The sequence below is a fragment of the Enterobacter sp. SM3 genome, from assembly GCF_009811935.2.
In the GTDB taxonomy this organism is placed as follows: domain Bacteria; phylum Pseudomonadota; class Gammaproteobacteria; order Enterobacterales; family Enterobacteriaceae; genus Enterobacter; species Enterobacter asburiae_D.
In genome coordinates, this window is sequence record NZ_CP099971.1 from 1 (window position 1) to 23,356 (window position 23,356).

The 23,356-nt window shown below is 57.3% G+C and carries 22 protein-coding genes and 1 other annotated feature; of the genes, 18 read left to right on the forward strand and 4 right to left on the reverse strand.

Features of this window, described 5'->3' with window-relative positions; translation table 11 throughout:
* Positions 1–36: 36 nt before the first annotated feature.
* From dnaA to gyrB, 4 genes are read left to right on the forward strand one after another with little or no spacing between them, the layout of a single operon-like run.
* Entirely contained in the window at positions 37–1,431 is a 1,395-nt protein-coding gene (gene dnaA, locus GVO84_RS00005; protein WP_121423358.1) for a chromosomal replication initiator protein DnaA, read from the forward strand.
* 4 nt (positions 1,432–1,435) lie between these two features.
* A complete protein-coding gene (dnaN, locus tag GVO84_RS00010; RefSeq protein WP_010426557.1) occupies positions 1,436–2,536 on the forward strand; it encodes a DNA polymerase III subunit beta in 1,101 nt (366 codons plus the stop codon).
* Entirely contained in the window at positions 2,536–3,609 is a 1,074-nt protein-coding gene (gene recF, locus GVO84_RS00015) for a DNA replication/repair protein RecF (protein ID WP_159515184.1), read from the forward strand. Before dnaN ends, recF begins: the two co-directional genes overlap by 1 nt.
* A 28-nt stretch (positions 3,610–3,637) precedes the next feature.
* Positions 3,638–6,049, forward strand: coding sequence for a DNA topoisomerase (ATP-hydrolyzing) subunit B (gene gyrB, locus GVO84_RS00020; RefSeq protein ID WP_159515185.1), 2,412 nt, complete (start codon positions 3,638–3,640; stop codon positions 6,047–6,049).
* Between the two features lie 34 nt (positions 6,050–6,083).
* Here the strand turns inward: gyrB and GVO84_RS00025 are convergent, their stop codons facing one another.
* On the reverse strand, positions 6,084–7,019 hold the full coding sequence (locus GVO84_RS00025; protein ID WP_159515186.1) for a LysR family transcriptional regulator: 936 nt from the start codon (positions 7,017–7,019) through the stop codon (positions 6,084–6,086).
* 110 nt (positions 7,020–7,129) lie between these two features.
* Between GVO84_RS00025 and GVO84_RS00030 the strand changes: the two genes are divergently transcribed.
* The 3 genes from GVO84_RS00030 to GVO84_RS00040 all read left to right on the forward strand — a co-directional run bounded on the left by GVO84_RS00030 (position 7,130) and on the right by GVO84_RS00040 (position 10,363).
* On the forward strand, positions 7,130–8,155 hold the full coding sequence (locus GVO84_RS00030) for a zinc-dependent alcohol dehydrogenase family protein (protein ID WP_159515187.1): 1,026 nt from the start codon (positions 7,130–7,132) through the stop codon (positions 8,153–8,155).
* Between the two features lie 115 nt (positions 8,156–8,270).
* Positions 8,271–9,083, forward strand: a complete 813-nt coding sequence (gene yidA, locus GVO84_RS00035; protein WP_023333936.1) for a sugar-phosphatase — start codon at positions 8,271–8,273, stop codon at positions 9,081–9,083.
* 50 nt (positions 9,084–9,133) lie between these two features.
* Positions 9,134–10,363: a DUF3748 domain-containing protein gene (locus GVO84_RS00040; protein ID WP_159515188.1), complete on the forward strand. Its 1,230-nt coding sequence runs from the start codon at positions 9,134–9,136 to the stop codon at positions 10,361–10,363.
* Here the strand turns inward: GVO84_RS00040 and GVO84_RS00045 are convergent.
* Positions 10,360–10,692: a YceK/YidQ family lipoprotein gene (locus GVO84_RS00045; RefSeq protein ID WP_032640291.1), complete on the reverse strand. Its 333-nt coding sequence runs from the start codon at positions 10,690–10,692 to the stop codon at positions 10,360–10,362. The two genes, GVO84_RS00040 and GVO84_RS00045, sit on opposite strands and share 4 nt — an antisense overlap.
* 248 nt (positions 10,693–10,940) lie before the next feature.
* Positions 10,941–11,012: a sequence feature (ROSE (Repression Of Heat Shock gene Expression) occurs in the 5'-region of heat shock genes and acts as an RNA thermometer to modulate expression.), on the forward strand.
* Between GVO84_RS00045 and ibpA the strand changes: the two genes are divergently transcribed.
* From ibpA to GVO84_RS00060, 3 genes are all read left to right on the forward strand, one after another.
* A complete protein-coding gene (gene ibpA, locus GVO84_RS00050; RefSeq protein ID WP_008500162.1) occupies positions 11,006–11,416 on the forward strand; it encodes a small heat shock chaperone IbpA in 411 nt (136 codons plus the stop codon). (Overlaps the previous feature by 7 nt.)
* A gap of 136 nt (positions 11,417–11,552) precedes the next feature.
* Positions 11,553–11,981, forward strand: a complete 429-nt coding sequence (gene ibpB, locus GVO84_RS00055) for a small heat shock chaperone IbpB (RefSeq protein ID WP_108417247.1) — start codon at positions 11,553–11,555, stop codon at positions 11,979–11,981.
* Between the two features lie 172 nt (positions 11,982–12,153).
* Entirely contained in the window at positions 12,154–13,815 is a 1,662-nt protein-coding gene (locus GVO84_RS00060) for a putative transporter (protein ID WP_032662051.1), read from the forward strand.
* Here GVO84_RS00060 and GVO84_RS00065 read toward each other — a convergent pair.
* Complete coding sequence (locus GVO84_RS00065; protein WP_024907387.1) at positions 13,783–14,529, reverse strand: GntR family transcriptional regulator; 747 nt, start codon at positions 14,527–14,529, stop codon at positions 13,783–13,785. The genes GVO84_RS00060 and GVO84_RS00065 overlap by 33 nt on opposite strands.
* A gap of 221 nt (positions 14,530–14,750) precedes the next feature.
* Between GVO84_RS00065 and GVO84_RS00070 the strand changes: the two genes are divergently transcribed.
* The 8 genes from GVO84_RS00070 to GVO84_RS00105 all read left to right on the forward strand — a co-directional run bounded on the left by GVO84_RS00070 (position 14,751) and on the right by GVO84_RS00105 (position 21,971).
* Complete coding sequence (locus GVO84_RS00070; protein ID WP_047646753.1) at positions 14,751–16,373, forward strand: alpha-glucoside-specific PTS transporter subunit IIBC; 1,623 nt, start codon at positions 14,751–14,753, stop codon at positions 16,371–16,373.
* Entirely contained in the window at positions 16,370–17,692 is a 1,323-nt protein-coding gene (locus tag GVO84_RS00075) for a 6-phospho-alpha-glucosidase (protein WP_159515189.1), read from the forward strand. The genes GVO84_RS00070 and GVO84_RS00075 overlap by 4 nt, the downstream gene beginning before the upstream one ends.
* A gap of 186 nt (positions 17,693–17,878) precedes the next feature.
* Positions 17,879–19,780 carry a PAAR domain-containing protein gene (locus tag GVO84_RS00080; RefSeq protein WP_159515190.1) on the forward strand — a complete coding sequence of 634 codons (1,902 nt, stop codon included), beginning with the start codon at positions 17,879–17,881 and terminating at the stop codon, positions 19,778–19,780.
* Complete coding sequence (locus GVO84_RS00085) at positions 19,774–20,430, forward strand: DUF2931 family protein (protein ID WP_370686481.1); 657 nt, start codon at positions 19,774–19,776, stop codon at positions 20,428–20,430. The genes GVO84_RS00080 and GVO84_RS00085 overlap by 7 nt, the downstream gene beginning before the upstream one ends.
* A 9-nt stretch (positions 20,431–20,439) precedes the next feature.
* Complete coding sequence (locus tag GVO84_RS00090) at positions 20,440–21,093, forward strand: DUF2931 family protein (protein WP_159515192.1); 654 nt, start codon at positions 20,440–20,442, stop codon at positions 21,091–21,093.
* Between the two features lie 13 nt (positions 21,094–21,106).
* Positions 21,107–21,277, forward strand: a complete 171-nt coding sequence (locus tag GVO84_RS00095; protein WP_159515193.1) for a hypothetical protein — start codon at positions 21,107–21,109, stop codon at positions 21,275–21,277.
* 9 nt (positions 21,278–21,286) lie between these two features.
* Positions 21,287–21,634 (forward strand): YidH family protein, encoded by a 348-nt coding sequence (locus tag GVO84_RS00100; RefSeq protein ID WP_023309821.1) that lies wholly within the window; start codon positions 21,287–21,289, stop codon positions 21,632–21,634.
* Positions 21,624–21,971 (forward strand): DUF202 domain-containing protein, encoded by a 348-nt coding sequence (locus tag GVO84_RS00105; RefSeq protein WP_159515194.1) that lies wholly within the window; start codon positions 21,624–21,626, stop codon positions 21,969–21,971. The genes GVO84_RS00100 and GVO84_RS00105 overlap by 11 nt, the downstream gene beginning before the upstream one ends.
* 81 nt (positions 21,972–22,052) lie before the next feature.
* On the opposite strand, the gene dsdA is transcribed toward GVO84_RS00105, so the two are convergent.
* Positions 22,053–23,339: a D-serine ammonia-lyase gene (gene dsdA / locus GVO84_RS00110; RefSeq protein WP_159515195.1), complete on the reverse strand. Its 1,287-nt coding sequence runs from the start codon at positions 23,337–23,339 to the stop codon at positions 22,053–22,055.
* Positions 23,340–23,356: the final 17 nt, after the last annotated feature.

Consider the following 23,356-nt stretch of genomic DNA (forward strand, 5'->3'; position numbering starts at 1 on the left):
CAATAGTTTTCTTTTATTGTTCGAGTGGAGTCCGCCGTGTCACTTTCGCTTTGGCAGCAGTGTCTTGCCCGATTGCAGGATGAGTTACCAGCCACAGAATTCAGTATGTGGATCCGCCCGTTGCAGGCGGAACTGAGCGATAACACGCTGGCTTTGTATGCGCCAAACCGTTTTGTGCTCGATTGGGTAAGGGACAAGTACCTTAATAACATCAATGGACTGCTGAACGATTTCTGCGGGTCAGATGCCCCGCAGCTCCGCTTTGAAGTGGGCACAAAGCCGGTCACCCAAACCGTTCGTGAAACCGTGAACGTAGTAGCGCCTGCTCAGGCTGCTCCTGCTCCGGCCCCTCGCGTCGCACCTGCTCGTCAGGGCTGGGATAATGTCCCTGCACCGGCTGAGCCAACCTACCGCTCTAACGTTAACGTGAAACATACGTTCGATAACTTCGTTGAAGGTAAGTCGAACCAGCTGGCGCGCGCGGCGGCTCGTCAGGTTGCTGATAATCCCGGTGGGGCCTATAACCCGCTGTTCCTTTATGGCGGCACGGGTTTGGGTAAAACGCACCTGCTGCATGCGGTGGGCAACGGTATTATGGCGCGCAAGCCCAATGCCAAAGTGGTGTATATGCACTCCGAGCGCTTCGTTCAGGACATGGTAAAAGCCCTGCAAAACAATGCGATCGAAGAGTTTAAACGCTACTATCGTTCCGTTGACGCGCTGCTCATCGATGACATCCAGTTCTTTGCCAATAAAGAACGATCGCAGGAAGAGTTTTTCCACACCTTCAATGCCCTGCTGGAAGGCAATCAGCAGATCATTTTGACCTCGGATCGTTATCCAAAAGAGATCAACGGCGTTGAAGATCGTCTGAAATCCCGCTTCGGCTGGGGCCTGACCGTGGCGATCGAGCCACCGGAGCTGGAAACCCGCGTCGCGATCCTGATGAAGAAAGCCGATGAAAACGACATTCGCCTGCCTGGGGAAGTGGCGTTCTTCATTGCCAAGCGTCTGCGCTCCAACGTGCGTGAGCTCGAAGGGGCACTGAACCGCGTTATCGCCAATGCCAACTTTACCGGTCGTGCGATCACCATCGATTTTGTGCGTGAAGCGCTGCGCGATTTGCTGGCATTGCAGGAAAAACTGGTCACTATCGACAATATTCAAAAGACGGTGGCTGAGTACTACAAGATCAAAGTGGCAGATTTACTGTCTAAACGTCGTTCCCGCTCGGTGGCGCGTCCGCGTCAGATGGCGATGGCGCTGGCAAAGGAGTTAACCAACCACAGTCTGCCGGAAATCGGGGATGCGTTTGGTGGCCGTGACCATACGACCGTGCTGCACGCTTGTCGCAAGATTGAGCAGTTACGCGAAGAAAGCCACGACATAAAAGAAGATTTTTCCAATCTAATCAGAACATTATCATCGTGACGCTATGAAATTTACCGTTGAACGTGAACATTTATTAAAACCGCTGCAACAGGTGAGTGGCCCATTAGGTGGCCGCCCAACGCTGCCTATTCTCGGAAACCTGCTGCTTCAGGTCGCGGACGGTACGCTGTCGCTGACCGGGACAGATCTGGAAATGGAAATGATCGCGCGCGTTACGCTGACGCAGCCGCACGACGCGGGCGCGACCACGGTTCCGGCACGTAAATTCTTTGATATCTGCCGCGGGCTGCCGGAAGGCGCTGAAATCGCCGTGCAACTGGAAGGCGACCGTATGCTGGTGCGCTCTGGCCGCAGCCGTTTCTCGCTCTCCACGCTGCCTGCTGCAGACTTCCCGAACTTGGACGACTGGCAGAGTGAAGTTGAATTCACCCTGCCACAGGCGACGATGAAGCGTCTGATTGAAGCCACGCAGTTCTCCATGGCGCATCAGGACGTTCGTTACTACTTAAACGGCATGCTGTTCGAAACCGAAGGTGAAGAGCTGCGTACCGTGGCGACCGACGGCCACCGTCTGGCGGTCTGTTCTATGCCGATTGGCGATTCACTGCCAAACCATTCGGTGATCGTGCCGCGTAAAGGTGTGATTGAGCTGATGCGTATGCTCGACGGTGGCGACACGCCGCTGCGCGTGCAGATCGGCAGCAACAACATCCGCGCACACGTGGGCGATTTTGTCTTCACGTCTAAGCTGGTTGACGGCCGTTTCCCGGATTATCGCCGCGTATTGCCGAAGAACCCGGACAAAACGCTGGAAGCAGGCTGCGATAGCCTCAAGCAGGCCTTTGCCCGTGCCGCGATCCTCTCTAACGAGAAATTCCGCGGCGTGCGCCTGTACGTGAGTGAAAACCAGATCAAAATCACCGCCAACAACCCGGAGCAGGAAGAGGCAGAAGAAATTCTGGACGTCACCTACGCCGGAACCGAGATGGAAATCGGCTTCAACGTCAGCTACGTGCTGGATGTGCTGAATGCACTGAAATGCGAGAACGTGCGCATTCTGCTGACCGACTCCGTTTCAAGCGTACAGATTGAAGATGCGGCCAGCCAAAGCGCGGCTTATGTTGTCATGCCAATGAGACTGTAATGTCGCTCACCCGTCTGTTGATCCGCGACTTTCGCAATATCGAAAGTGCGGATCTCGCTTTATCCCCTGGCTTTAACTTCCTGGTTGGCGCAAACGGCAGCGGCAAAACCAGCGTGCTGGAAGCCATCTATACGCTCGGCCACGGTCGGGCGTTTCGCAGTTTGCAGATTGGTCGCGTCATTCGCCACGAGCAGGAAGCCTTTGTTCTGCACGGACGTTTGCAGGGAGCGGAGCGCGAAACCTCTATCGGCCTGACCAAAGACAAGCAGGGCGACAGTAAGGTGCGCATCGACGGCACCGACGGCCATAAAGTGGCGGAGCTGGCGCTGTTGATGCCAATGCAGCTGATTACGCCGGAGGGGTTTACTTTACTCAACGGCGGCCCCAAATACAGAAGAGCATTCCTCGACTGGGGATGCTTTCACAACGAAGCCGGTTTCTTTAACGCCTGGAGCAACCTGAAGCGCCTGCTCAAGCAGCGTAACGCCGCGTTGCGCCAGGTAACACGCTACGCCCAGCTGCGTCCGTGGGATATGGAATTAATCCCTCTCGCGGAACAAATCAGCCGCTGGCGTGCCGAATACAGCGCAGGTATCGCCGAAGACATGGCCGACACCTGCAAACAGTTTTTACCCGAATTCTCTCTCACCTTCTCCTTCCAGCGTGGCTGGGAGAAAGAGACGGATTATGCCGAGGTGTTAGAGAGAAACTTCGAGCGCGACCGCATGTTGACCTACACCGCGCACGGCCCGCACAAGGCGGATTTCCGCATTCGTGCCGACGGTGCGCCGGTGGAGGACACGCTGTCGCGCGGGCAGCTCAAGCTCCTGATGTGTGCGCTGCGCCTGGCACAGGGAGAGTTTCTCACCCGCGAGAGCGGAAGACGCTGCCTGTACCTGATAGATGATTTTGCCTCGGAACTCGACGACGCGCGGCGCGGGCTGCTTGCCAGCCGCTTAAAAGCCACGCAGTCGCAGGTTTTCGTCAGCGCCATTAGCGCTGAACACGTTATAGACATGTCGGACGAAAATTCGAAGATGTTTACCGTGGAAAAGGGTAAAATAACGGATTAACCCAAGTTGAAATGAGCGAGAAACGTTGATGTCGAATTCTTATGACTCCTCCAGTATCAAAGTCCTGAAAGGACTGGATGCGGTGCGTAAGCGCCCGGGTATGTATATCGGCGACACGGATGACGGCACCGGTCTGCACCACATGGTATTCGAGGTGGTAGATAACGCTATCGACGAAGCGCTCGCGGGTCACTGTAAAGACATCGTGGTCACCATCCATGCGGACAACTCCGTCTCCGTCACCGATGATGGTCGTGGCATCCCAACCGGTATTCACCCGGAAGAGGGCGTCTCTGCTGCAGAAGTGATCATGACCGTTCTGCACGCAGGCGGTAAGTTTGATGATAACTCCTATAAAGTCTCTGGCGGCCTGCACGGCGTAGGTGTTTCCGTAGTAAACGCCCTGTCGCAGAAGCTGGAGCTGGTTATCCAGCGCGAAGGCAAAATTCACCGTCAGCTCTATACGCACGGCGTGCCGCAGGCACCGCTGGCCGTTACTGGCGACACCGACAAAACCGGTACCATGGTGCGTTTCTGGCCTAGCCTCGAAACCTTCACCAACGTCACCGAATTCGAGTACGACATCCTGGCGAAACGCCTGCGTGAACTGTCGTTCCTGAACTCCGGCGTCTCGATTCGCCTGAAAGACAAGCGTGACGGCAAAGAAGACCACTTCCATTACGAAGGTGGTATCAAAGCGTTCGTTGAGTATCTGAACAAGAACAAAACGCCAATTCACCCGAATATCTTCTACTTCTCCACTGAAAAAGATGGTATCGGCGTGGAAGTGGCGCTGCAGTGGAACGACGGTTTCCAGGAAAACATCTACTGCTTCACCAACAACATTCCACAGCGTGACGGCGGTACTCACCTTGCGGGCTTCCGTGCGGCGATGACCCGTACCCTGAACGCCTACATGGACAAAGAAGGCTACAGCAAGAAAGCGAAAGTCAGCGCCACCGGTGATGACGCACGTGAAGGCCTGATTGCCGTTGTCTCCGTGAAGGTCCCGGATCCGAAGTTCTCCTCACAGACCAAAGACAAGCTGGTCTCTTCCGAGGTGAAATCGGCCGTTGAACAGCAGATGAACGAACTGCTGAGCGAATACCTGCTGGAGAACCCGTCCGACGCGAAAATCGTGGTGGGCAAAATTATCGATGCGGCGCGTGCCCGTGAAGCGGCGCGTAAAGCCCGTGAAATGACCCGTCGTAAAGGCGCGCTGGACTTAGCAGGCCTGCCGGGCAAACTGGCTGACTGCCAGGAACGCGACCCGGCGCTGTCCGAACTGTACCTCGTGGAAGGGGACTCCGCGGGCGGTTCTGCGAAGCAGGGCCGTAACCGTAAGAACCAGGCTATCCTGCCGCTGAAGGGTAAAATCCTCAACGTTGAGAAGGCGCGCTTCGACAAGATGCTCTCTTCTCAGGAAGTGGCGACCCTCATTACCGCGCTGGGCTGCGGCATCGGCCGTGATGAGTACAACCCGGATAAACTGCGCTACCACAGCATCATCATCATGACCGATGCGGACGTCGACGGCTCGCACATTCGTACGCTGCTGTTGACCTTCTTCTATCGTCAGATGCCTGAAATCGTTGAGCGTGGCCACGTCTATATTGCACAGCCGCCGCTGTACAAAGTGAAGAAAGGCAAGCAGGAACAGTACATTAAAGACGACGAAGCGATGGATCAGTACCAAATCGCAATCGCCCTTGATGGCGCGACCCTGCACGCGAACTCGCACGCCCCTGCACTGGCCGGTGAGCCGCTAGAGCGTCTGGTGTCCGAGTTCAACGCGACGCAGAAAATGATCACGCGTATGGAACGTCGCTATCCGAAAACGCTGCTGAAGGAGCTGGTTTATCAGCCAACCCTGACCGAAGCCGATCTGAGCGACGAGCAGACCGTGACCCGCTGGGTGAACGCCCTGGTGACCGATCTCAACGAGAAAGAGCAGCACGGCAGCATGTGGAAATGCGATATCCAGCAGAACGCCGATAAGCAGTTCGAGCCGATTGTGCGCGTGCGTACCCACGGCGTTGATACCGACTACCCGCTGGAACACGAGTTTGTGACCGGTCCGGAATACCGCCGTATCTGCACGCTTGGCGAGACGCTGCGTGGCCTGATTGAAGACGATGCGTTCATCGAACGTGGCGAACGTCGTCAGCCGGTAGCCAGCTTCGAGCAGGCGCTGGACTGGCTGGTGAAAGAGTCCCGTCGTGGCCTTGCGATCCAGCGCTATAAAGGTCTGGGCGAAATGAACCCGGACCAGCTGTGGGAAACCACCATGGATCCGGAAAGCCGCCGCATGCTGCGCGTCACCGTTAAGGACGCGATTGCTGCGGACCAGCTGTTCACGACCCTGATGGGCGATGCGGTTGAACCACGTCGTGCCTTCATTGAAGAGAACGCCCTGAAAGCGGCAAATATCGATATTTAATCGTCGTTATACCGCACGATAACTGGCCGCGCTTTTAGCGCGGCTTTTTTATGGGCGCAGGCATATCCAGCGACATCACGGACGGTAAACGGCTCGCCAGCGTATCTATCGCTATTCTTACCCTCAGCGGCAGATGCGGCGTCTGCTGCCACACGGCATGAACGTTGAAATGCACATCCGGTGCCTGCTTCAGGAGCGGGACGAGTTTACCCTGGTGAATATCTTTGACGACCATCCAGCAGGGCAGCCATGCAATGCCGTGTCCGGCCAGCGCAGCGTCGCAGATCGCCTGCAAATCATCCATATTGAGCGACGATCGGGGCGTAAAGGTGTGCGACGTTCCTTCGTTATCCATCAGTTGCCAGGATAACACTCTGCCTGCGCTCAAATAGTTAATCGCCGTATGCTGGGGTAAATCATTAACGCTTTGTGGCTGGCCTTTCTTCTGCAGATACTCCGGCGCGGCGCACAGCACCATGCGGTGTTCTCCCAGCTTTCTGGCGACCAGCACGCTGCTGTCCTGAAGCGTGCCGTTACGCACCGCCATATCAAACCCTTCCTCCACCAGATCCACCACGCGGTCGCTGAATGACATTTCCAGTTCAAGCCCGGGGTGTTCCTGCGCCAGCGCTATCAGCAGCGGGGCGACACACTGGCGACCAAACAGCACCGGCATGGCAACGCGCAGGCGACCGCTGACCTGCTGTTTCCCTGTTTCAAGCAGCGATTCCGCACCCCGAATCTCCTCCAGCGCGCGCAGGCAGCGTTCATAAAAAAGGGCGCCGTTATCGGTCAGACTCTGGCTGCGGGTGGTGCGTTGAAAAAGACGTACCCCAAGCCGCTCCTCGAGGCGGGCAATGCTTTTCCCTACCGCCGAGCGTGACAAATGCAGGCGAACTGCGGCCTGAGCAAAACTTCCCGCCTCCACGGCGGCCACAAAAACAGGGATATCCTTCAGCGTATCGGTCATGGATTGTATCTATTCTGGCGTCAATAAAGAGAAAACTTATCGCCACTGGCGACAGTTAGTCAACGGTAGACTGTCAGGACTAAAGCTCATCTGATGGCAGGAGAAATAAAATGACAGAGACAATGCAACGCTGGTCCATGGACGCCCTCGGGCGCGAGAACCTCAAGCTGACTCAGGCACCCGTTCCACAGCCCGGCCCGGGTGAAGTGCGCGTACGGGTGAATGCCGTTGCGCTTAACTATCGCGATAAAATGGTTGTTGAAGGCACAATGCCGATCCCACTTTCCTTCCCCTTTACCCCGGCGTCTGACATGGCGGGCGTGGTGGAGAGCATTGGTGAAGGCGTTACCCGCTTCAAACCCGGCGCGCGCGTCATCTCAACCTTCTTCCCTGAGTGGATCGACGGTAAGCCGCAGGCGGACGCGCGCAATCTGCCCTATAAAACGTCCGGCGGATACTTCCAGGGCATGCTGGCCGAGTATGTGATTGTGAAGGAAGACGCGCTGGCGGCCTCCCCGGAGACTCTGGATGACGCCGAGGCCAGTACCTTACCCTGCGCAGGGCTTACCGCCTGGTTTGCGCTGGTGGAGCGCGGCCAGCTGCGCGCCGGGCAATCGGTGCTGGTGCAGGGCACGGGCGGCGTTGCGATATTCGCCCTGCAAATTGCAAAAGCGCACGGGGCGGAGGTGTTTGTCACCTCGGGGAGTGATGAAAAACTGGCGCTGGCCAAAACGCTGGGGGCCAGCCAGGGCATCAACCGGCTAAAAGGCGACTGGGCTGAAAATACGCTGGCACTCACTCAGGATCGCGGCATCGACCATATTATCGAGACCGTGGGGGGAGAGAACCTGAAGCATTCCCTGCGCGCCGTTGCCGTTCACGGACGTATCTCCGTTATCGGCGTGCTGGCCGGGACGGAGATTACGCTCTCTGCAGGTGAACTGCTGCTGAAATCCCCCGTCATTCAGGGGATTGGCGTAGGTCACCGCCGGGCGCTGGAAGATTTTGTCCGCGCTGTGGATATCACCGGACTGAAGCCGGTGATTGAGCATCGCTACCGTTTTAACGAGCTTGAACAGGCGTTTGAACATCTCGATCGCGGCGCGTTCGGTAAAATCGTGCTCACCCGCGAGTAAGCCTTTGTTCCCCGGGATAAGCGTAAAAGGGGTGTTTCTGTTGCGCAATGTAGCTCTATTTTTGTGTGCTTAATCGCGTTAGCATGAGGCAGCACTCATTTATTCCGGGGAACTCATGGCTATCAAACTCATTGCAATCGATATGGACGGCACGCTGCTGCTGCCAGACCACACCATCTCTCCAGCCGTTAAAAACGCGATCGCCGCGGCGCGCGCAAAGGGCGTGAATGTGGTCCTGACCACGGGGCGTCCGTATGCGGGCGTACACAGCTACCTGAAAGAGCTGCACATGAATCAGCCTGGCGACTACTGCATCACCTATAACGGCGCGCTGGTGCAGAAAGCTGCAGATGGCAGTACGGTTGCGCAAACCGCGCTGAGCTACGATGACTACCTGTTCCTGGAAAAACTGTCCCGCGACGTGGGGTCCCACTTCCACGCGCTCGATCGCAATACGCTCTATACCGCCAACCGCGATATCAGCTACTACACGGTACATGAATCCTACGTTGCGACCATTCCGCTGGTGTTCTGTGAAGCGGAGAAAATGGACCCGGCGACGCAGTTCCTGAAAGTGATGATGATCGACGAGCCGGAGATCCTGGATAAAGCGATTGCGCGCATTCCGGCGGAGGTAAAAGAGAAGTACACCGTGCTGAAAAGTGCGCCGTACTTCCTCGAAATTCTCGATAAACGCGTCAATAAAGGCACCGGCGTGAAATCTCTGGCCGATGCGCTGGGTATCAAGCCGGAAGAGATCATGGCGCTGGGCGACCAGGAAAACGACATCGCGATGATTGAGTTCGCAGGCATGGGCGTGGCGATGGATAACGCGATCCCGTCGGTGAAAGAAGTGGCTAATTTTGTGACCAAATCCAACCTCGAAGACGGCGTGGCTTACGCCATTGAGAAGTTTGTGCTGAACTAAAAACCCGCTTGCGATACCCTGATGCGATAACTGCGCATCAGGGTATCCTCATGAAACAAATCACCTTCGCCTCCCATAACCACCAGCTGACAAACATCAATACCTGGACGCCGGACAGCCAGTGGCTGGTCTACGACGTGCGCCCGTCCGGTGCGTCGTTCACCGGCGAAACCATCGAGCGGGTCAATGTCGGTACGGGTGAGGTAGAGGTGGTTTATCGCGCCACCGATGGCGCGCACGTTGGCGTGGTGACCGTTCATCCTGCCCAGGATAAATATGTCTTTATCCACGGCCCGAAAAACCCGGACGCAGACTGGCACTACGATTTTCATCATCGCCAGGGAGTGATTGCGCAAAACGGTCAGGTGAGCAACCTGGACGCGATGGATATCACTGCGCCCTACACCCCAGGCGCGCTGCGCGGCGGCAGCCACGTCCATGTCTTCAGCCCGAACGGGCAGCTCGTCAGCTTTACCTATAACGACCATGTCCTGCACGAGCGCGATCCTAAACTTGATTTACGCAACGTCGGCGTGGCTGCGCCTTACGGCCCGGTGAACCCGCAGGGAAACCATCCCCGTGAATATTCGGGAACCTTCTGGAGCGTGCTGGTTAGCCGCACGACGCCTGACCCACAGCCGGGCAGCGATGAAATCAACCGCGCTTACGAAGAGGGCTGGGTGGGAAACGACAGGCTGGCGTTTATCGGCGACACCCTCTCTGCGCAGGGCGAAAAAGTACCCGAACTGTTTATCGTCGACCTGCCGAAAGACGAGCAGGGCTGGAAGCGGGTGGGCGATGCGCCGCTGCAGGGCACGACAGTGACCCTGCCAGCGCCGCCTGCCGGGGTGATGCAGCGTCGTCTGACCTTTACGCATCAGAGGGCGTATCCAGGCCTGGTGAACCTGCCGCGTCACTGGGTACGCAGCAACCCGCAGGGGACGCAGATCGCGTTTCTGATGCGGGATGATAACGGCATTGTGCAGCTGTGGCTGATCTCTCCTGAGGGCGGCGAGCCGCGCCAGTTGACGCGTACCGGGAGCGATATTCAGTCTGCATTTAACTGGCATCCTTCAGGCGACCGTCTGGGATTTGTCCTCGAAAATCGGATCGCCTGCTGCGACGCGCAGAGCGGAGAGGTGACGTTTTTGACGTCCGATCACGGCAACCCGCCGTCTGCTGATGCGGTCGTGTTTTCCCCGGACGGGCGCGTTATTGCATGGATGGAAGAGACAGGCGGTTTCCGTCAGCTTTGGGCAACGGAAACCGCGCAGAACTAGCGTGGAGGCATCTCTGCGGGCGGGATGACGGCGTTTGTGGCCAGATTCTCCTGCTCGCTTTTTTCTACCCGTGAGCGCACGGAGCTGTCCTTACGAAACATATCCCACGGTAGCAAAAGCGTATCCGCCACGGCCGTAAACGGCATATCCAGGATAACCAGGGATTTGGTACCCCAGTTTGTATCGTCATCGGAGATCATCGCCGCGCTGGCGCGCGTCCCCGGATATGTTCCTTCTTTACCGCCGGTGTGAGACATCACGCTCGAACACCCGCAAAGTAAAACTACCCCGCTGAACGTCGTCAGCTTTATCAGAACATTTTTCATCATCACTCAGTCATCGTTAATGGCACTGCATAGACCTGCAACTCAGGGTTATAGCGAGCCTTATCCAAAATGGATAGCCCGATAACCCCGCACTGTGGCAGCCATCGCAATTTAACCCTTTGTGCTGTTGTCCCAGTCTAAGCGAGATGCCGGAAAGTGCAAAAAAAAGTGCAGTTGTCGTGCTTGAAAAGGCCGATTGCAGACCCATTTTAAGAATGTGGCCCGATAACGAACTCGCCTGATGGGTGTTCGGGGGCGCAAAGGCCTGTCCATGGTGGAAGGCTACAATTTCTCGCTGATTTCAGGAGTTTTATTTATGCGTAACTTCGATCTTTCTCCGCTATACCGTTCTGCAATTGGTTTTGACCGCCTGTTTAACCATTTAGAAAATAACCAAAGCCAGAGCAACGGCTACCCTCCATACAATGTTGAGCTGGTTGACGAAAACCACTACCGCATCGCCATTGCCGTCGCCGGTTTCGCAGAAAACGAACTGGAGATCACCGCGCAGGACAACCTGCTGGTGGTGAAAGGTTCCCATACGGCCGAGCAGAAAGAACGTACCTACCTGTATCAGGGCATCGCCGAGCGCAACTTTGAACGCAAGTTCCAGTTAGCCGAGAACATTCACGTTAAAGGCGCGAACCTGGTCAACGGCCTGCTGTTTATCGAACTGGAACGTGTGATTCCGGAAGAGAAAAAACCGCGCCGTATCGAAATTAACTAATTACGCGGGTCGCGTGAGCGGCCCACCCGGACTTGCTTGCCGTAACGGGAGCATATGCGAATCCATCAGGATTTGCAGGAACAACTGCGCACAAAATTAAACTGTGCCGAACTCGCTTCTCAGAAGGAGATTTAGTATGCGTAACTACGATTTATCCCCCCTGCTGCGTCAGTGGATTGGTTTTGACAAACTGGCTAACGCCCTGCAAAGCAGCAATGAGCAACAGACGTTTCCGCCGTACAACATCGAAAAAAGCGACGATAACCACTATCGCATCACCCTTGCGCTGGCCGGTTTCCGCCAGGACGATCTGGACATCCAGCTTGAAGGCACTCGCCTGACCGTGAAAGGGTCGCCGGAAAAACAAGAGACCGAGACCAAATGGCTGCATCAGGGGCTGGTTAATCAGCCGTTTAGCCTGAGCTTTACCCTGGCAGACCATATGGAAGTGTCCGGCGCAACGTTTACCAACGGGCTGCTGCATATCGACCTGCTCCGCAACGTGCCGGAAGCCATCGCGCCGCAGCGTATCGCCATTAGCGAGCGGCCGGCGTTAAACAGTTAACAAGCCCGCCGAACCTGTAGGTCGGGTAAGGCGCAGCCGCCACCCGACAATACTCACAGACTGCACGAAGCCCTGCCCCGGCAGGGCTTTTTTGTGCGCCATCGCCCATACAATCGCATCCGGCTCTGAGAGAATCCTTAGCATAACTAAGGTTATGCACAGGAAGTGGATCATGAGTGATATCGCGTTAACCGTAAGCGTGTTGGCCCTGGTCGCTGTTGTTGGCCTGTGGATAGGGAATATCAAAATCCGCGGCGTCGGGTTTGGGATAGGCGGGGTACTGTTTGGCGGCATTTTTGTCGGGCACTTCGCCGACAAACTCGGGCTGGTCCTCAGCGCCGAAATGCTCCACTTTACTCAGGAGTTCGGCCTGATCCTCTTCGTTTATACCATCGGTATTCAGGTGGGACCGGGCTTTTTCGCCTCACTTCGGGTCTCCGGATTACGGCTCAACCTGTTTGCCCTCGGCATTGTGGTGATGGGCGGGCTGGTCACCGCAATTCTGCACAAAATCTTCGATATCCCGCTGCCCGTGGTGTTGGGCATTTTCTCCGGGGCGGTCACCAATACGCCTGCGCTCGGTGCCGGGCAGCAAATCCTGCGCGATTTGGGTATCGAACCCGGCATCGTCGACCAGATGGGGATGAGCTACGCCATGGCCTATCCGTTTGGAATTTGCGGCATTCTGCTCTCCATGTGGCTGGTACGCGTCCTGTTTCGCATTAACGTCGACAAAGAGGCGAAGGACCATGAAACCACGCTCACAAACGGCCATATGCCGATCAAAACCATCAACATTCGGGTCGATAACCCCAACCTGAACAATATGGCGATTCAGGACGTGCCGATCCTGAACAGCGCCAATATCATCTGCTCCCGCCTTAAGCGTGACGATATGCTGATGGTGCCCGCGCCCGGCACCGTCATTCAGCAGGGCGATCTGCTGCACCTGGTTGGCCAGCCCGGCGATTTAAACAACGCCCGTCTGGTGATTGGTCAGGAGGTGGATACCTCGCTCTCAACCCGCGGCACCGATATGCGCGTGGAACGCGTTGTGGTGACTAACGAGCACGTTCTGGGCAAGAAAATACGCGATCTACAGGTTAAAGAGCGCTACGACGTGGTGATCTCCCGTCTCAACCGTGCGGGCGTCGAGCTGGTCGCCAGCCCGGAGGCCAGCCTGCAGTTCGGGGATATCCTCAACCTGGTCGGGCGTCCGTCGTCCATCGACGCCGTGGCGGATATGGTGGGTAACGCCCAGCAAAAACTGCAGCAGGTGCAGATGCTGCCGGTGTTTATCGGTATCGGACTCGGCGTGCTGCTCGGCTCCATTCCGGTGTACGTCCCGGGCTTCCCGGTGGCGCTCAAGCTGGGCCTGGCGGGCGGGCCGCTGATTATGGCGCTGATCCTCGGGCGTATCGGCTGTATCGGCAAGCTCTACTGGTTTATGCCGCCGAGCGCCAACCTGGCGCTGCGCGAGCTGGGCATCGTCCTGTTCCTGGCGGTGGTTGGGCTAAAATCCGGCGGGGATTTTGTCGATACCCTGGTCAAGGGCGAAGGGATGAGCTGGGTCGGTTACGGCATCTTTATCACGGCGATCCCGCTGCTGACGGTGGGAATACTGGCGCGGATGTTCGCCAAAATGAACTACCTGACCCTGTGCGGCATGCTGGCGGGCTCCATGACCGATCCGCCCGCGCTGGCCTTTGCCAACAACCTGCACGCCACCAGCGGTGCGGCCGCGCTCTCCTATGCCACCGTCTATCCGCTGGTGATGTTCCTGCGCATCATTACCCCGCAGCTACTGGCGGTGCTGTTCTGGGGGATGAGCTAGCAGGTCGTCCGGGTGGATGCGCCGCAGATGGTAGTCCACCTGGTAATCGCTGGTATTTCGGAACATCACGGAATAATTGAGGAACTCGCCGCTGTCGCTGTAGGAGAGAGACGTAATGCGCAGCAGCGGCGTCTGTTCCGGCAGGTTCATATAACCGGCCAGCGTTTTATCTGCCAGCACCGGCGTCAGGCTCTCGTAGTTGCCGCTGATGGTGATCCCGCACTCCTTCTCGATGTAATCAAACTTAGACCCCTCAAGATGCGCCAGCGAGAGGTTGCGAAACAGCTTCACCGGCATAAAGCTGTCTTCCAGCATCAGCGGCTTCCCGTCCACGTAGCGCACCCGCCGGGAAAAGTAGATCCGCTCATCCACCTGGATCCGCAGCTGGCTGGCGATGGCGGGTGGGGCGGGCATCACTTCGAACTGTAAGACCTTGCTCTGCACCTCTTTTCCCTGCTGACGCAGCACCTCCACCAGCCCGGTCAGGTTGGTGGTTTCGTGGTGAACGTCTTTGCGCGACACAAAGGTTCCGCTGCCGTGCCGCCGCTCAACCAGCCCCCAGCTCACCAGCAGATCCAGCGCCTTGCGGATGGTCATTCGCGCTACGCCGAACTCCTGCGCCAGCGCTTTTTCGCCGGGCAGCGGACTGCCGATGTTGTAGTCCGACGAATTTAGCCGCAGCCGCAACCTGTCGGCGATTGATTTGTAGATCACCAGTAGACCTCTCTGCCCTTATCAGGGTGTGGATTGCATCCTGACATGTCCATATTTACCGCAAAAAGTAGACCTGATTGGTCAAAATAAAACCATGAATGCGATCACGAATCGCAGCGGCACGCCATGTTCGCGCATCAGTAAGTTCTTATGCTCACCTCAGGCCAGCAAAAAACCATAAAGGCCTCTACCCCTACAGGTTGTTTCATGAGGATTTAAAAATGCTCAGTCAAATACAACGTTTTGGCGGTGCCATGTTTACCCCGGTGTTGCTGTTTCCATTCGCCGGGATCGTGGTGGGAATCGCCATCATGCTTCGCAACCCGCTGTTTGTCGGCGAAGCGCTAACGGCCCCCGATCATCTTTTCGCGCAGATCGTTCACATCATTGAAGAGGGCGGCTGGGCGGTGTTTCGCAATATGCCGCTGATTTTTGCCGTCGGCCTGCCGATTGGCCTGGCGAAGCAGGCGCAGGGCCGCGCCTGTCTGGCGGTGCTGATTAGCTTTCTGACCTGGAACTACTTTATTAACGCGATGGGGATGACCTGGGGCCACTTCTTCGGCGTCGACTTCTCCGCAGAACCGACGGCGGGTAGTGGGCTGGCGATGATTGCCGGGATCAAAACGCTGGATACCAGCATCATCGGGGCCATTGTGATTTCAGGCATCGTCACCGCCATCCACAACCGCTACTTCGACAAGCCGCTGCCGGTCTTTCTGGGGATTTTCCAGGGCAGCTCGTTTGTCGTTATCCTCGCGTTCTTCGTCATGATCCCCTGCGCCTGGCTGACGCTGCTGGGCTGGCCGAAAGTACAGATGGGCATTGAGTCCCTGCAGGCGTTCCTGCGTTCTGCCGGCGCGCTGGGCGTGTGGGTGTATACCTTCCTGGAACGCATTCTGATCCCAACCGGATTGCACCACTTCGTCTACGGTCCGTTCATCTTCGGCCCGGCGGCGGTGGAGGGCGGGATTCAGGTCTACTGGGCGCAGCATCTGCAGGAATTCAGCCAGAGTACCCTGCCGCTGAAAACCCTCTTCCCGGAAGGCGGATTCGCGCTGCACGGCAACTCAAAAGTGTTTGGCTCGGTCGGGATTGCGTTCGCTATCTGGTACACCGCGTCGCCGGAAAACCGCGTCAAGGTGGCGGGCCTGCTGGTCCCGGCTACGCTCACCGCGGTGCTGGTGGGCATTACTGAACCCCTCGAATTCACCTTCCTGTTTATCTCGCCGCTGCTGTTTGCCGTGCACGCCGTGCTGGCGGCCACCATGGCAACGGTGATGTACGCCTTCGGCGTGGTCGGGAACATGGGCGGCGGCCTGCTGGACCAGTTCCTGCCGCAAAACTGGATCCCGATGTTCCATAACCACGCCTCGACGGTATTCACCCAGATCGGCATCGGCGTCTGCTTCACCGGCATCTACTTCGTGGTCTTCAAAACGCTGATCGAACGTCTGAACCTGAAAACGCCGGGCCGGGAAGAGAGCGAAATCAAGCTCTACAGCAAGGCCGACTATAAGGCGGCGCGGGGGCAAACCACCGCCCCGGCGGCGGCCAGCCAGCAGGTCGGGCAGGCCGCCGGGTTCTTACAGGCGCTTGGCGGTGCGGCCAACATCGAAAGCATCAACAACTGCGCCACCCGCTTGCGCATTGCGCTGGTGGATATGGCGAAAACCCAAAGCGATGACGTCTTCAAAGCCCTCGGCGCCCACGGCGTGGTGCGACGCGGCAACGGCATTCAGGTGATTGTCGGCCTGCACGTTCCTCAGGTGCGCGACCAGCTGGAATCGCTGATGAAAACCCCTTTATCGAATGAACAAACCACCCTGACAGAGGCTATATCATGAAAAAATTCTCAGTTGTCATTGCAGGCGGCGGCAGCACCTTTACGCCTGGTATCGTCCTGATGCTGTTAGCCAACCGTGACCGTTTCCCGCTGCGCGCCCTGAAGTTCTATGACAACGACGGCGCGCGTCAGGAGACCATCGCCGAAGCGTGCAAAATCATCCTCAGGGAGCAGGCGCCGGAGATTGAGTTCAGCTACACCACCGATCCTAAAGCGGCGTTTACCGATGTGGATTTCGTGATGGCGCATATCCGCGTGGGCAAATACCCGATGCGCGAAAAAGATGAAAAAATCCCGCTGCGCCACGGCGTGCTGGGCCAGGAAACCTGTGGACCGGGCGGGATTTCCTACGGCATGCGCTCTATCGGCGGCGTGCTGGAGCTGGTGGATTATATGGAGCAGTACTCCCCGAACGCGTGGATGCTGAACTACTCCAACCCGGCGGCGATTGTCGCGGAAGCCACGCGCCGCCTGCGTCCGAACGCCAAAATCCTCAACATCTGCGATATGCCGATCGGCATTGAAGGGCGTATGGCGCAGATTGTCGGCCTGAAGGACCGTAAAGAGATGCGCGTACGCTACTACGGCCTGAACCACTTCGGCTGGTGGACGTCGATTGAAGATCTGAACGGCAACGATCTGATGCCAAAACTGCGCGAATACGTGGCGAAAAAGGGCTATGTTCCGCCTTCAGAAGATGCGCATACCGAAGCGAGCTGGAACGATACGTTCGCCAAAGCAAAAGACGTGCAGGCGCTGGACCCGGACACCATGCCGAACACCTACCTGAAGTATTACCTGTTCCCGGACTACGTAGTTGCGCACTCCAACCCGGAACGTACCCGCGCCAATGAAGTTATGGATCACCGTGAGAAGCACGTGTTCAGCGCCTGCCGGGCGATTATCGAAGCCGGTAACTCCGCCGCCGGTGAGCTGGAAATCGACGAACATGCGTCGTACATCGTCGATCTGGCGACGGCAATTGCCTTCAACACCCAGGAGCGGATGCTGCTGATTGTGCCAAACAACGGTGCCATCCATAACTTTGATGCCGACGCGATGGTGGAGATCCCGTGCCTGGTAGGCCATAACGGCCCAGAGCCGCTTACGGTGGGCGATATTCCACACTTCCAGAAAGGGCTGATGAGCCAGCAGGTGGCGGTGGAAAAACTGGTGGTGGATGCCTGGGAGCAGCGCTCGTACCAGAAACTCTGGCAGGCGATTACCCTGTCGAAAACCGTGCCGAGCGCGTCCGTCGCGAAAGCGATTCTGGATGACCTGATCGAGGCCAACAAAGCGTACTGGCCAGAGTTGCATTGATTTTCCTGACCGGCATCGTGGTGGTGCCGGTTTTCCTCTAATAAAAATAACCTTCAACCTTCAGTAAAACCGGGCTTTTCTCCTAATTCTCTCTCGATGTGACAATTTGCGTGCTAATCATATTTTTTACCTGCAAACCGGGCGTATAGTCCGGCGCACCAGGCACACTTTTCATACGGATATGAAATGCTCCACTCTGTCAGTATTAATGGACTTGAGCTTGCCCTTGACGGGGATGAAACCACCACCGGCGCCAGCTGTATCAGCTCCCTTCGCACCCATCAGGATACCGGCAGGGGCATGGTTCGCGTGGGCGATACAACGACGGTTTGCCCGGTCTGTAAATGCCCGGGCATCGTTGTCACCGGCACATCAGATTTCATTGTTGATGGTGCCAGGGCTGCCGTTCATGGCTCTGAAGTGAAATGTGGCTGCCCGGCAGGACAAAACCGCGTTATCGTCTCTTCTTCCGCTGCCCTTTCGACAACGCCGGCCACCTTACAGAGCGCCGGACGCCCGTCACCTCGCACACAAACACAGGAACCCACCGCGGCGTCTTCTCCGCTGCCATCCTTCCCGGCTCCGGCGGCACCCGGGGCCGTGCCGCAAGAGGTGACGCTGACGATCGGCCTGTTTTTTGACGGTACGGGGAATAACGCCGTTAACACGGAGAACATGATTAAAGCCTGTACGGCCAGACACTACGACTACACCAGCGCGGAAGCCGAGGTCATTATGGCCCGGTGCGCGCGGGAGGCGTTCGGGGTATCCGGCACTGGCGCAGGCAGCTACATCGGGTATTACACCAACGTGCACTGGCTGCATACCCTCTATCAGACGGACCTGCTGCCCGACAGTACAGCGGTTCAGGCGTCACTGTATATCGACGGTATCGGCACCGAAGCGGGTAAACCCGACAGCCTGATTGGCCAGTCGATGGGGATTGCGGATACGGGCGTGATTGCCAAAACGGATAAAGCGGTAGCAGGTCTGATATCAATAATTGAGCAGACTCTTCGAAATTTAAAAAACCTTCTAAACAGACCGCTATTGATTGTTAAATCACTCCAGTTCGATATTTTCGGGTTCAGCCGTGGTGCCGCTGCGGCACGGCATTTCGCCAACCGCGTCCTGGCTCAGGACAGCGCGATTATTGCCGCCATTCGCCAGGGGCTTAACGGCGTTATCTTTCTGGGGCTGCCAGCCGGAAAGACCCGATTTATTGGCCTGTTTGACACCGTTGCGGCCATCGGCAGTCCGGTGAACGGCATGAATCCACACTCAGCCAGTACCGGCGAGGTGAAAATCACGCTGCCTCCCGGCATCGCGGAGAAGGTCTTCCATATCACGGCGGGAAATGAGTGCCGGTTTAACTTTGCCCTGAACAGCGTCCGGCCCGTATGGCCCGAACTGGTTCTCCCTGGCGCGCATTCCGACACTGGCGGCGGCTATCTGCCCCTGGTGCGGGAAAACCTGTTCCTGACCCGCCCCGCCACGGAAACGGTCCCCCTCAGCCAGCCGGGAAGCCAGACGCGAAGCTATACGCAGCTGATACAACAACTCCCGCAGCTGGATACGTTTCCCTGTCTCGCCCCCGTTCTGCAGACCAGCCGCATTATGGCCGAAACCTGGTATGACGACCGGCTTCCACCGGATCGCTACGGGCAGTTTCAGAAACGAAGTTTTTCGGCGCTGACGCTGCGAAACCGGTTTATTCGCAATGACTGGGCAAAGGTGGTACTGCGGGTGATGATCGAGGCGGCGAAAGAGGCTGGGGTGAATTTTAAATCTGTTCAGGATAATGATGCTCTCGTTATCCCGGAAGATTTAAGTCACTTATGTAACAAGTCCCTGCAGATGGGAAAAGCGGTACGTGATGGCAAAGTGCCGCCTGCTTTTACCCCGCAGGAAATGAACATTCTGGCTCGCTCATATATCCACTGCTCTGCTAACTGGAACCCCGTCGTGAGAAATACCCGCGGTGAGATTCAGGGCGGTGCCGCACTGGCTGAACTGCTCAGCTTCGTTAATCGCCCCGATGAAGACTGGCGGCGTACGCGCTACAACATGGAAGGAGAGTCATTTTGAAACAATGCTGCTTGTGGCTGTTTTTAATCCTGGCCACCCTGACGGGCTGCCATACAGGTGAGCCAGCAACCCCCGAAGAGACGGGCGGGATGCCTTACGGGAAATGGGACTTCGCTTTCTTCACCCCGAAAGCGCTGTATGCCGAGGTCACGCAGGCGCTGGTTATTGATGAGAAGGGGGTGGTGTATACCTTCCGGACGCTGGATGCAGTGCAGCCAAGTGGCGTTACCGTGGGAACATGGAGTAACCGGGTGCGACGGAACGCCCAGTTTAATCAGGCGCGTCACCCGCCCGTGATGATGCTGTTCTGCTGGGATTCGGTCATCGACAAGAAGACCTATGAGACCCGAATAGTTTTTCCGGCGTCGCTCAGGACCAGAATGCTGGCTCCTACAGGCCAGGACTCATACGGCACCACGTGGTATGACACGCTACTGATAGGCCTGGCCCCGGAAGGCAGGGTGCGTGTCTGGCTGCAGAACAGCGGGATTGGCGAGAACCTGCCGGTAGAGCCGCAGCGGCTCACCACGCTGTCCGGTGAAAAACTGGATGCCTGCAAGGGAATTACTCAGCACCCGTATGGTTATGCTTATTACGGAGAAACGCCGGAGTTTATCAAAGACAAAACCTACCCGTACGGGCAGTGGTAAGGAAAACCAATGAAAAGGAGATTCACCGCCGTACTGGCCTGCCTCTTCCTGCTGTCCGGCTGCCATACAGGTAAGCCAGCAACCCCCGAAGAGACCGGCGGGATGCCTTACGGGAAATGGGACTTCGCTTTCTTCACCCCGAAAGCGCTGTATGCCGAGGTCACGCAGGCGCTGGTTATTGATGAGAAGGGGGTGGTGTATACCTTCCGGACGCTGGATGCAGTGCAGCCAAGTGGCGTTACCGTGGGAACATGGAGTAACCGGGTGCGACGGAACGCCCAGTTTAATCAGGCGCGTCACCCGCCCGTGATGATGCTGTTCTGCTGGGATTCGGTCATCGACAAGAAGACCTATGAGACCCGAATAGTTTTTCCGGCGTCGCTCAGGACCAGAATGCTGGCTCCTACAGGCCAGGACTCATACGGCACCACGTGGTATGACACGCTGCTGATTGGCCTGGCCCCGGAAGGCAGGGTGCGAGTCTGGCTGCAGAACAGCGGGATTGGCGAGAACCTGCCGGTAGTGCCGCAGCGGCTCACCACGCTGTCCGGCGAAAAACTGGATGCCTGCAAGGGAGTAACACAGTTTTCGCATGGTTACAGGTATACAAAAGATACGGTGGAGTTTATCAAAGACAAAACCTACCCGTACGGACAGTGGTGACGGAAACAGATAAATGGGCGCTACGTTCTGGGACTCCTGCAAAGGTCCATTCGAAATACTTAACCAGATCGACTCGCCGCGCTATGCTGAGCAAAGTAACATTCTGCCCACCGTCTTGCCTGTTGTGCTCGATAATTACACCGGCCGTGCGATGTACGGGGAACAGAAGAAGCAGACGTTGTGAGGAGTACCAATGAAAATTTCCCGCCTCGGCGAAGCGCCGGACTACCGCTTCTCTCTGGCTAATGAACGCACTTTTTTAGCGTGGATCCGCACCGCGCTGGGCTTTCTTGCCGCAGGGGTCGGTCTCGATCAGCTCGCGCCTGATTTCGCCACGCCGCTGATCCGTGAAGTGCTGGCGCTGCTACTGTGTCTGTTCGCGGGCGTGCTGGCGATTTACGGCTACCTGCGCTGGCTGCGAAACGAAAAGGCGATGCGCCTGAAGCAGGATCTGCCCTATACGCGCGGGCTGCTGATCATCAGCACGATTCTGCTGACGGTGGCGGGCGTGGTAATGGTGCTGGTGTTCTATGGCGGATAGCCGCAAAGCGCGGCGCGAAGCGGACCCCGGCCTGCAGCCGGAGCGGACGTCACTCGCCTGGCTGCGCACGCTGCTGGGGTATGGCGCGCTGATTGCCCTGGCGATTAAGCACAACTGGCACCGCACCGGGGTGCCATTCTGGATCTCAGTGGTTGTGCTGGCGCTGGTGGCTATCATTTTATGGCGCTATACCCGCAGCCGTAACCTGATGGACGTGGCGCAGAACGATTTTGTCCAGCCGAAAGCGGTGCGCGATAAGTTCCTGATCGCGCTGGCCGTGCTGTCTCTGTCTTTACTCTTTGCAGTTACACACATTCAGCAAATTGTGAGCCTGTAAGCCCGGTGGCGGCTACGCCTTACCGGGCCTACAACTACCGCGAACGTAGGCCGGATAAGGCGCAGCCGCCACCCGGCATAATTACTTCGCTTTCGCCAGATACTTCGCCATCTCGTCTTCCGGCACCATCCCGCCGCCGGTCGCCCAAACCAGGTGGGTAACGTTGGTATGCGAATGAACGCGCACCGGCCCGGCCATCCCCGCCAGCGCCGACGGCTCCAGGCGGATCCCTTCCTCCTGCGCCAGCCAGCCGAGCATGTCATACATGCTCTGGTCGGAAAGCGTATAGAACCCGTCGAGCAGGCGCTCCATCGCGCGGCCCACGAAGCCGGAGGCGCGTCCTACCGCCAGACCGTCCGCTGCTGTGACGTTATCAATGCCCAGATCCTGCACCGCGATCTCATCGTGCAGGCCGGTGTAAACTCCCAGCAGCATGCACGGGGAGTGCGTTGGCTCCGCGAAGAAGCAGTGGACGTTGTCACCAAAGGCCAGCTTGAGGCCAAACGCCACGCCGCCGGGGCCGCCGCCGACGCCGCACGGCAGGTAGACGTACAGGGGGTGATCGGCATCCACCACCCGGCCCTGTTCGACAAACTGCGCCTTCAGGCGCTCGCCCGCAACGGCATAGCCCAGGAATAAGGTGCGGGAATTTTCATCGTCAATGAAGAAACAGTTCGGATCGCTTTCCGCCGCTTTTCGTCCCTGCTCTACCGCCACGCCGTAATCCTGCTCATATTCCACGACGATGACGCCGTGGCTGCGCAGTTTGGCTTTCTTCCACTCGCGGGCGTCGGCGGACATATGCACCGTCACCTTAAAGCCGATGCGGGCGCTCATAATGCCGATGGACATCCCGAGGTTGCCGGTTGAGCCTACCGCAATGCTGTACTGGCTAAAGAACGCCTTAAAGCGCGGCTCCAGCAGAATGCTGTAGTCGTCTTCAATACTCAGCAACCCGGCTTCCAGCGCCAGTTTCTCCGCGTGGGTCAGCACCTCATAGATGCCGCCGCGCGCTTTAATCGAGCCGGAAATCGGCAGATGGCTGTCTTTTTTCAGCAGCAGCGTGCCGGGAATAGACTTCGCAGATTCTTTCTCCAGCCGCGCCTGCATCGCCGGGATCGCGACCAGTTCGGATTCGATAATCCCGCCCGTTGCTGCCGTTTCCGGGAAGGCTTTCGCCAGGTACGGCGCGAAGCGCTTGAGGCGAGCGTGGGCGTCGTCCACGTCGGCTTTGGTCAGCCCGACGTACGGCAACCCTTCTGCAAGCGTCGTGGTGCGCGGGTTAAGCCAGGTGGTTTCTTTCAGGGCGATCAGATCCTCAACCAGAGGAAACTGTGCGGTTAAAGTAGTGATTGTTGCGTTTTCCATAATACGTCTCTTCGCGC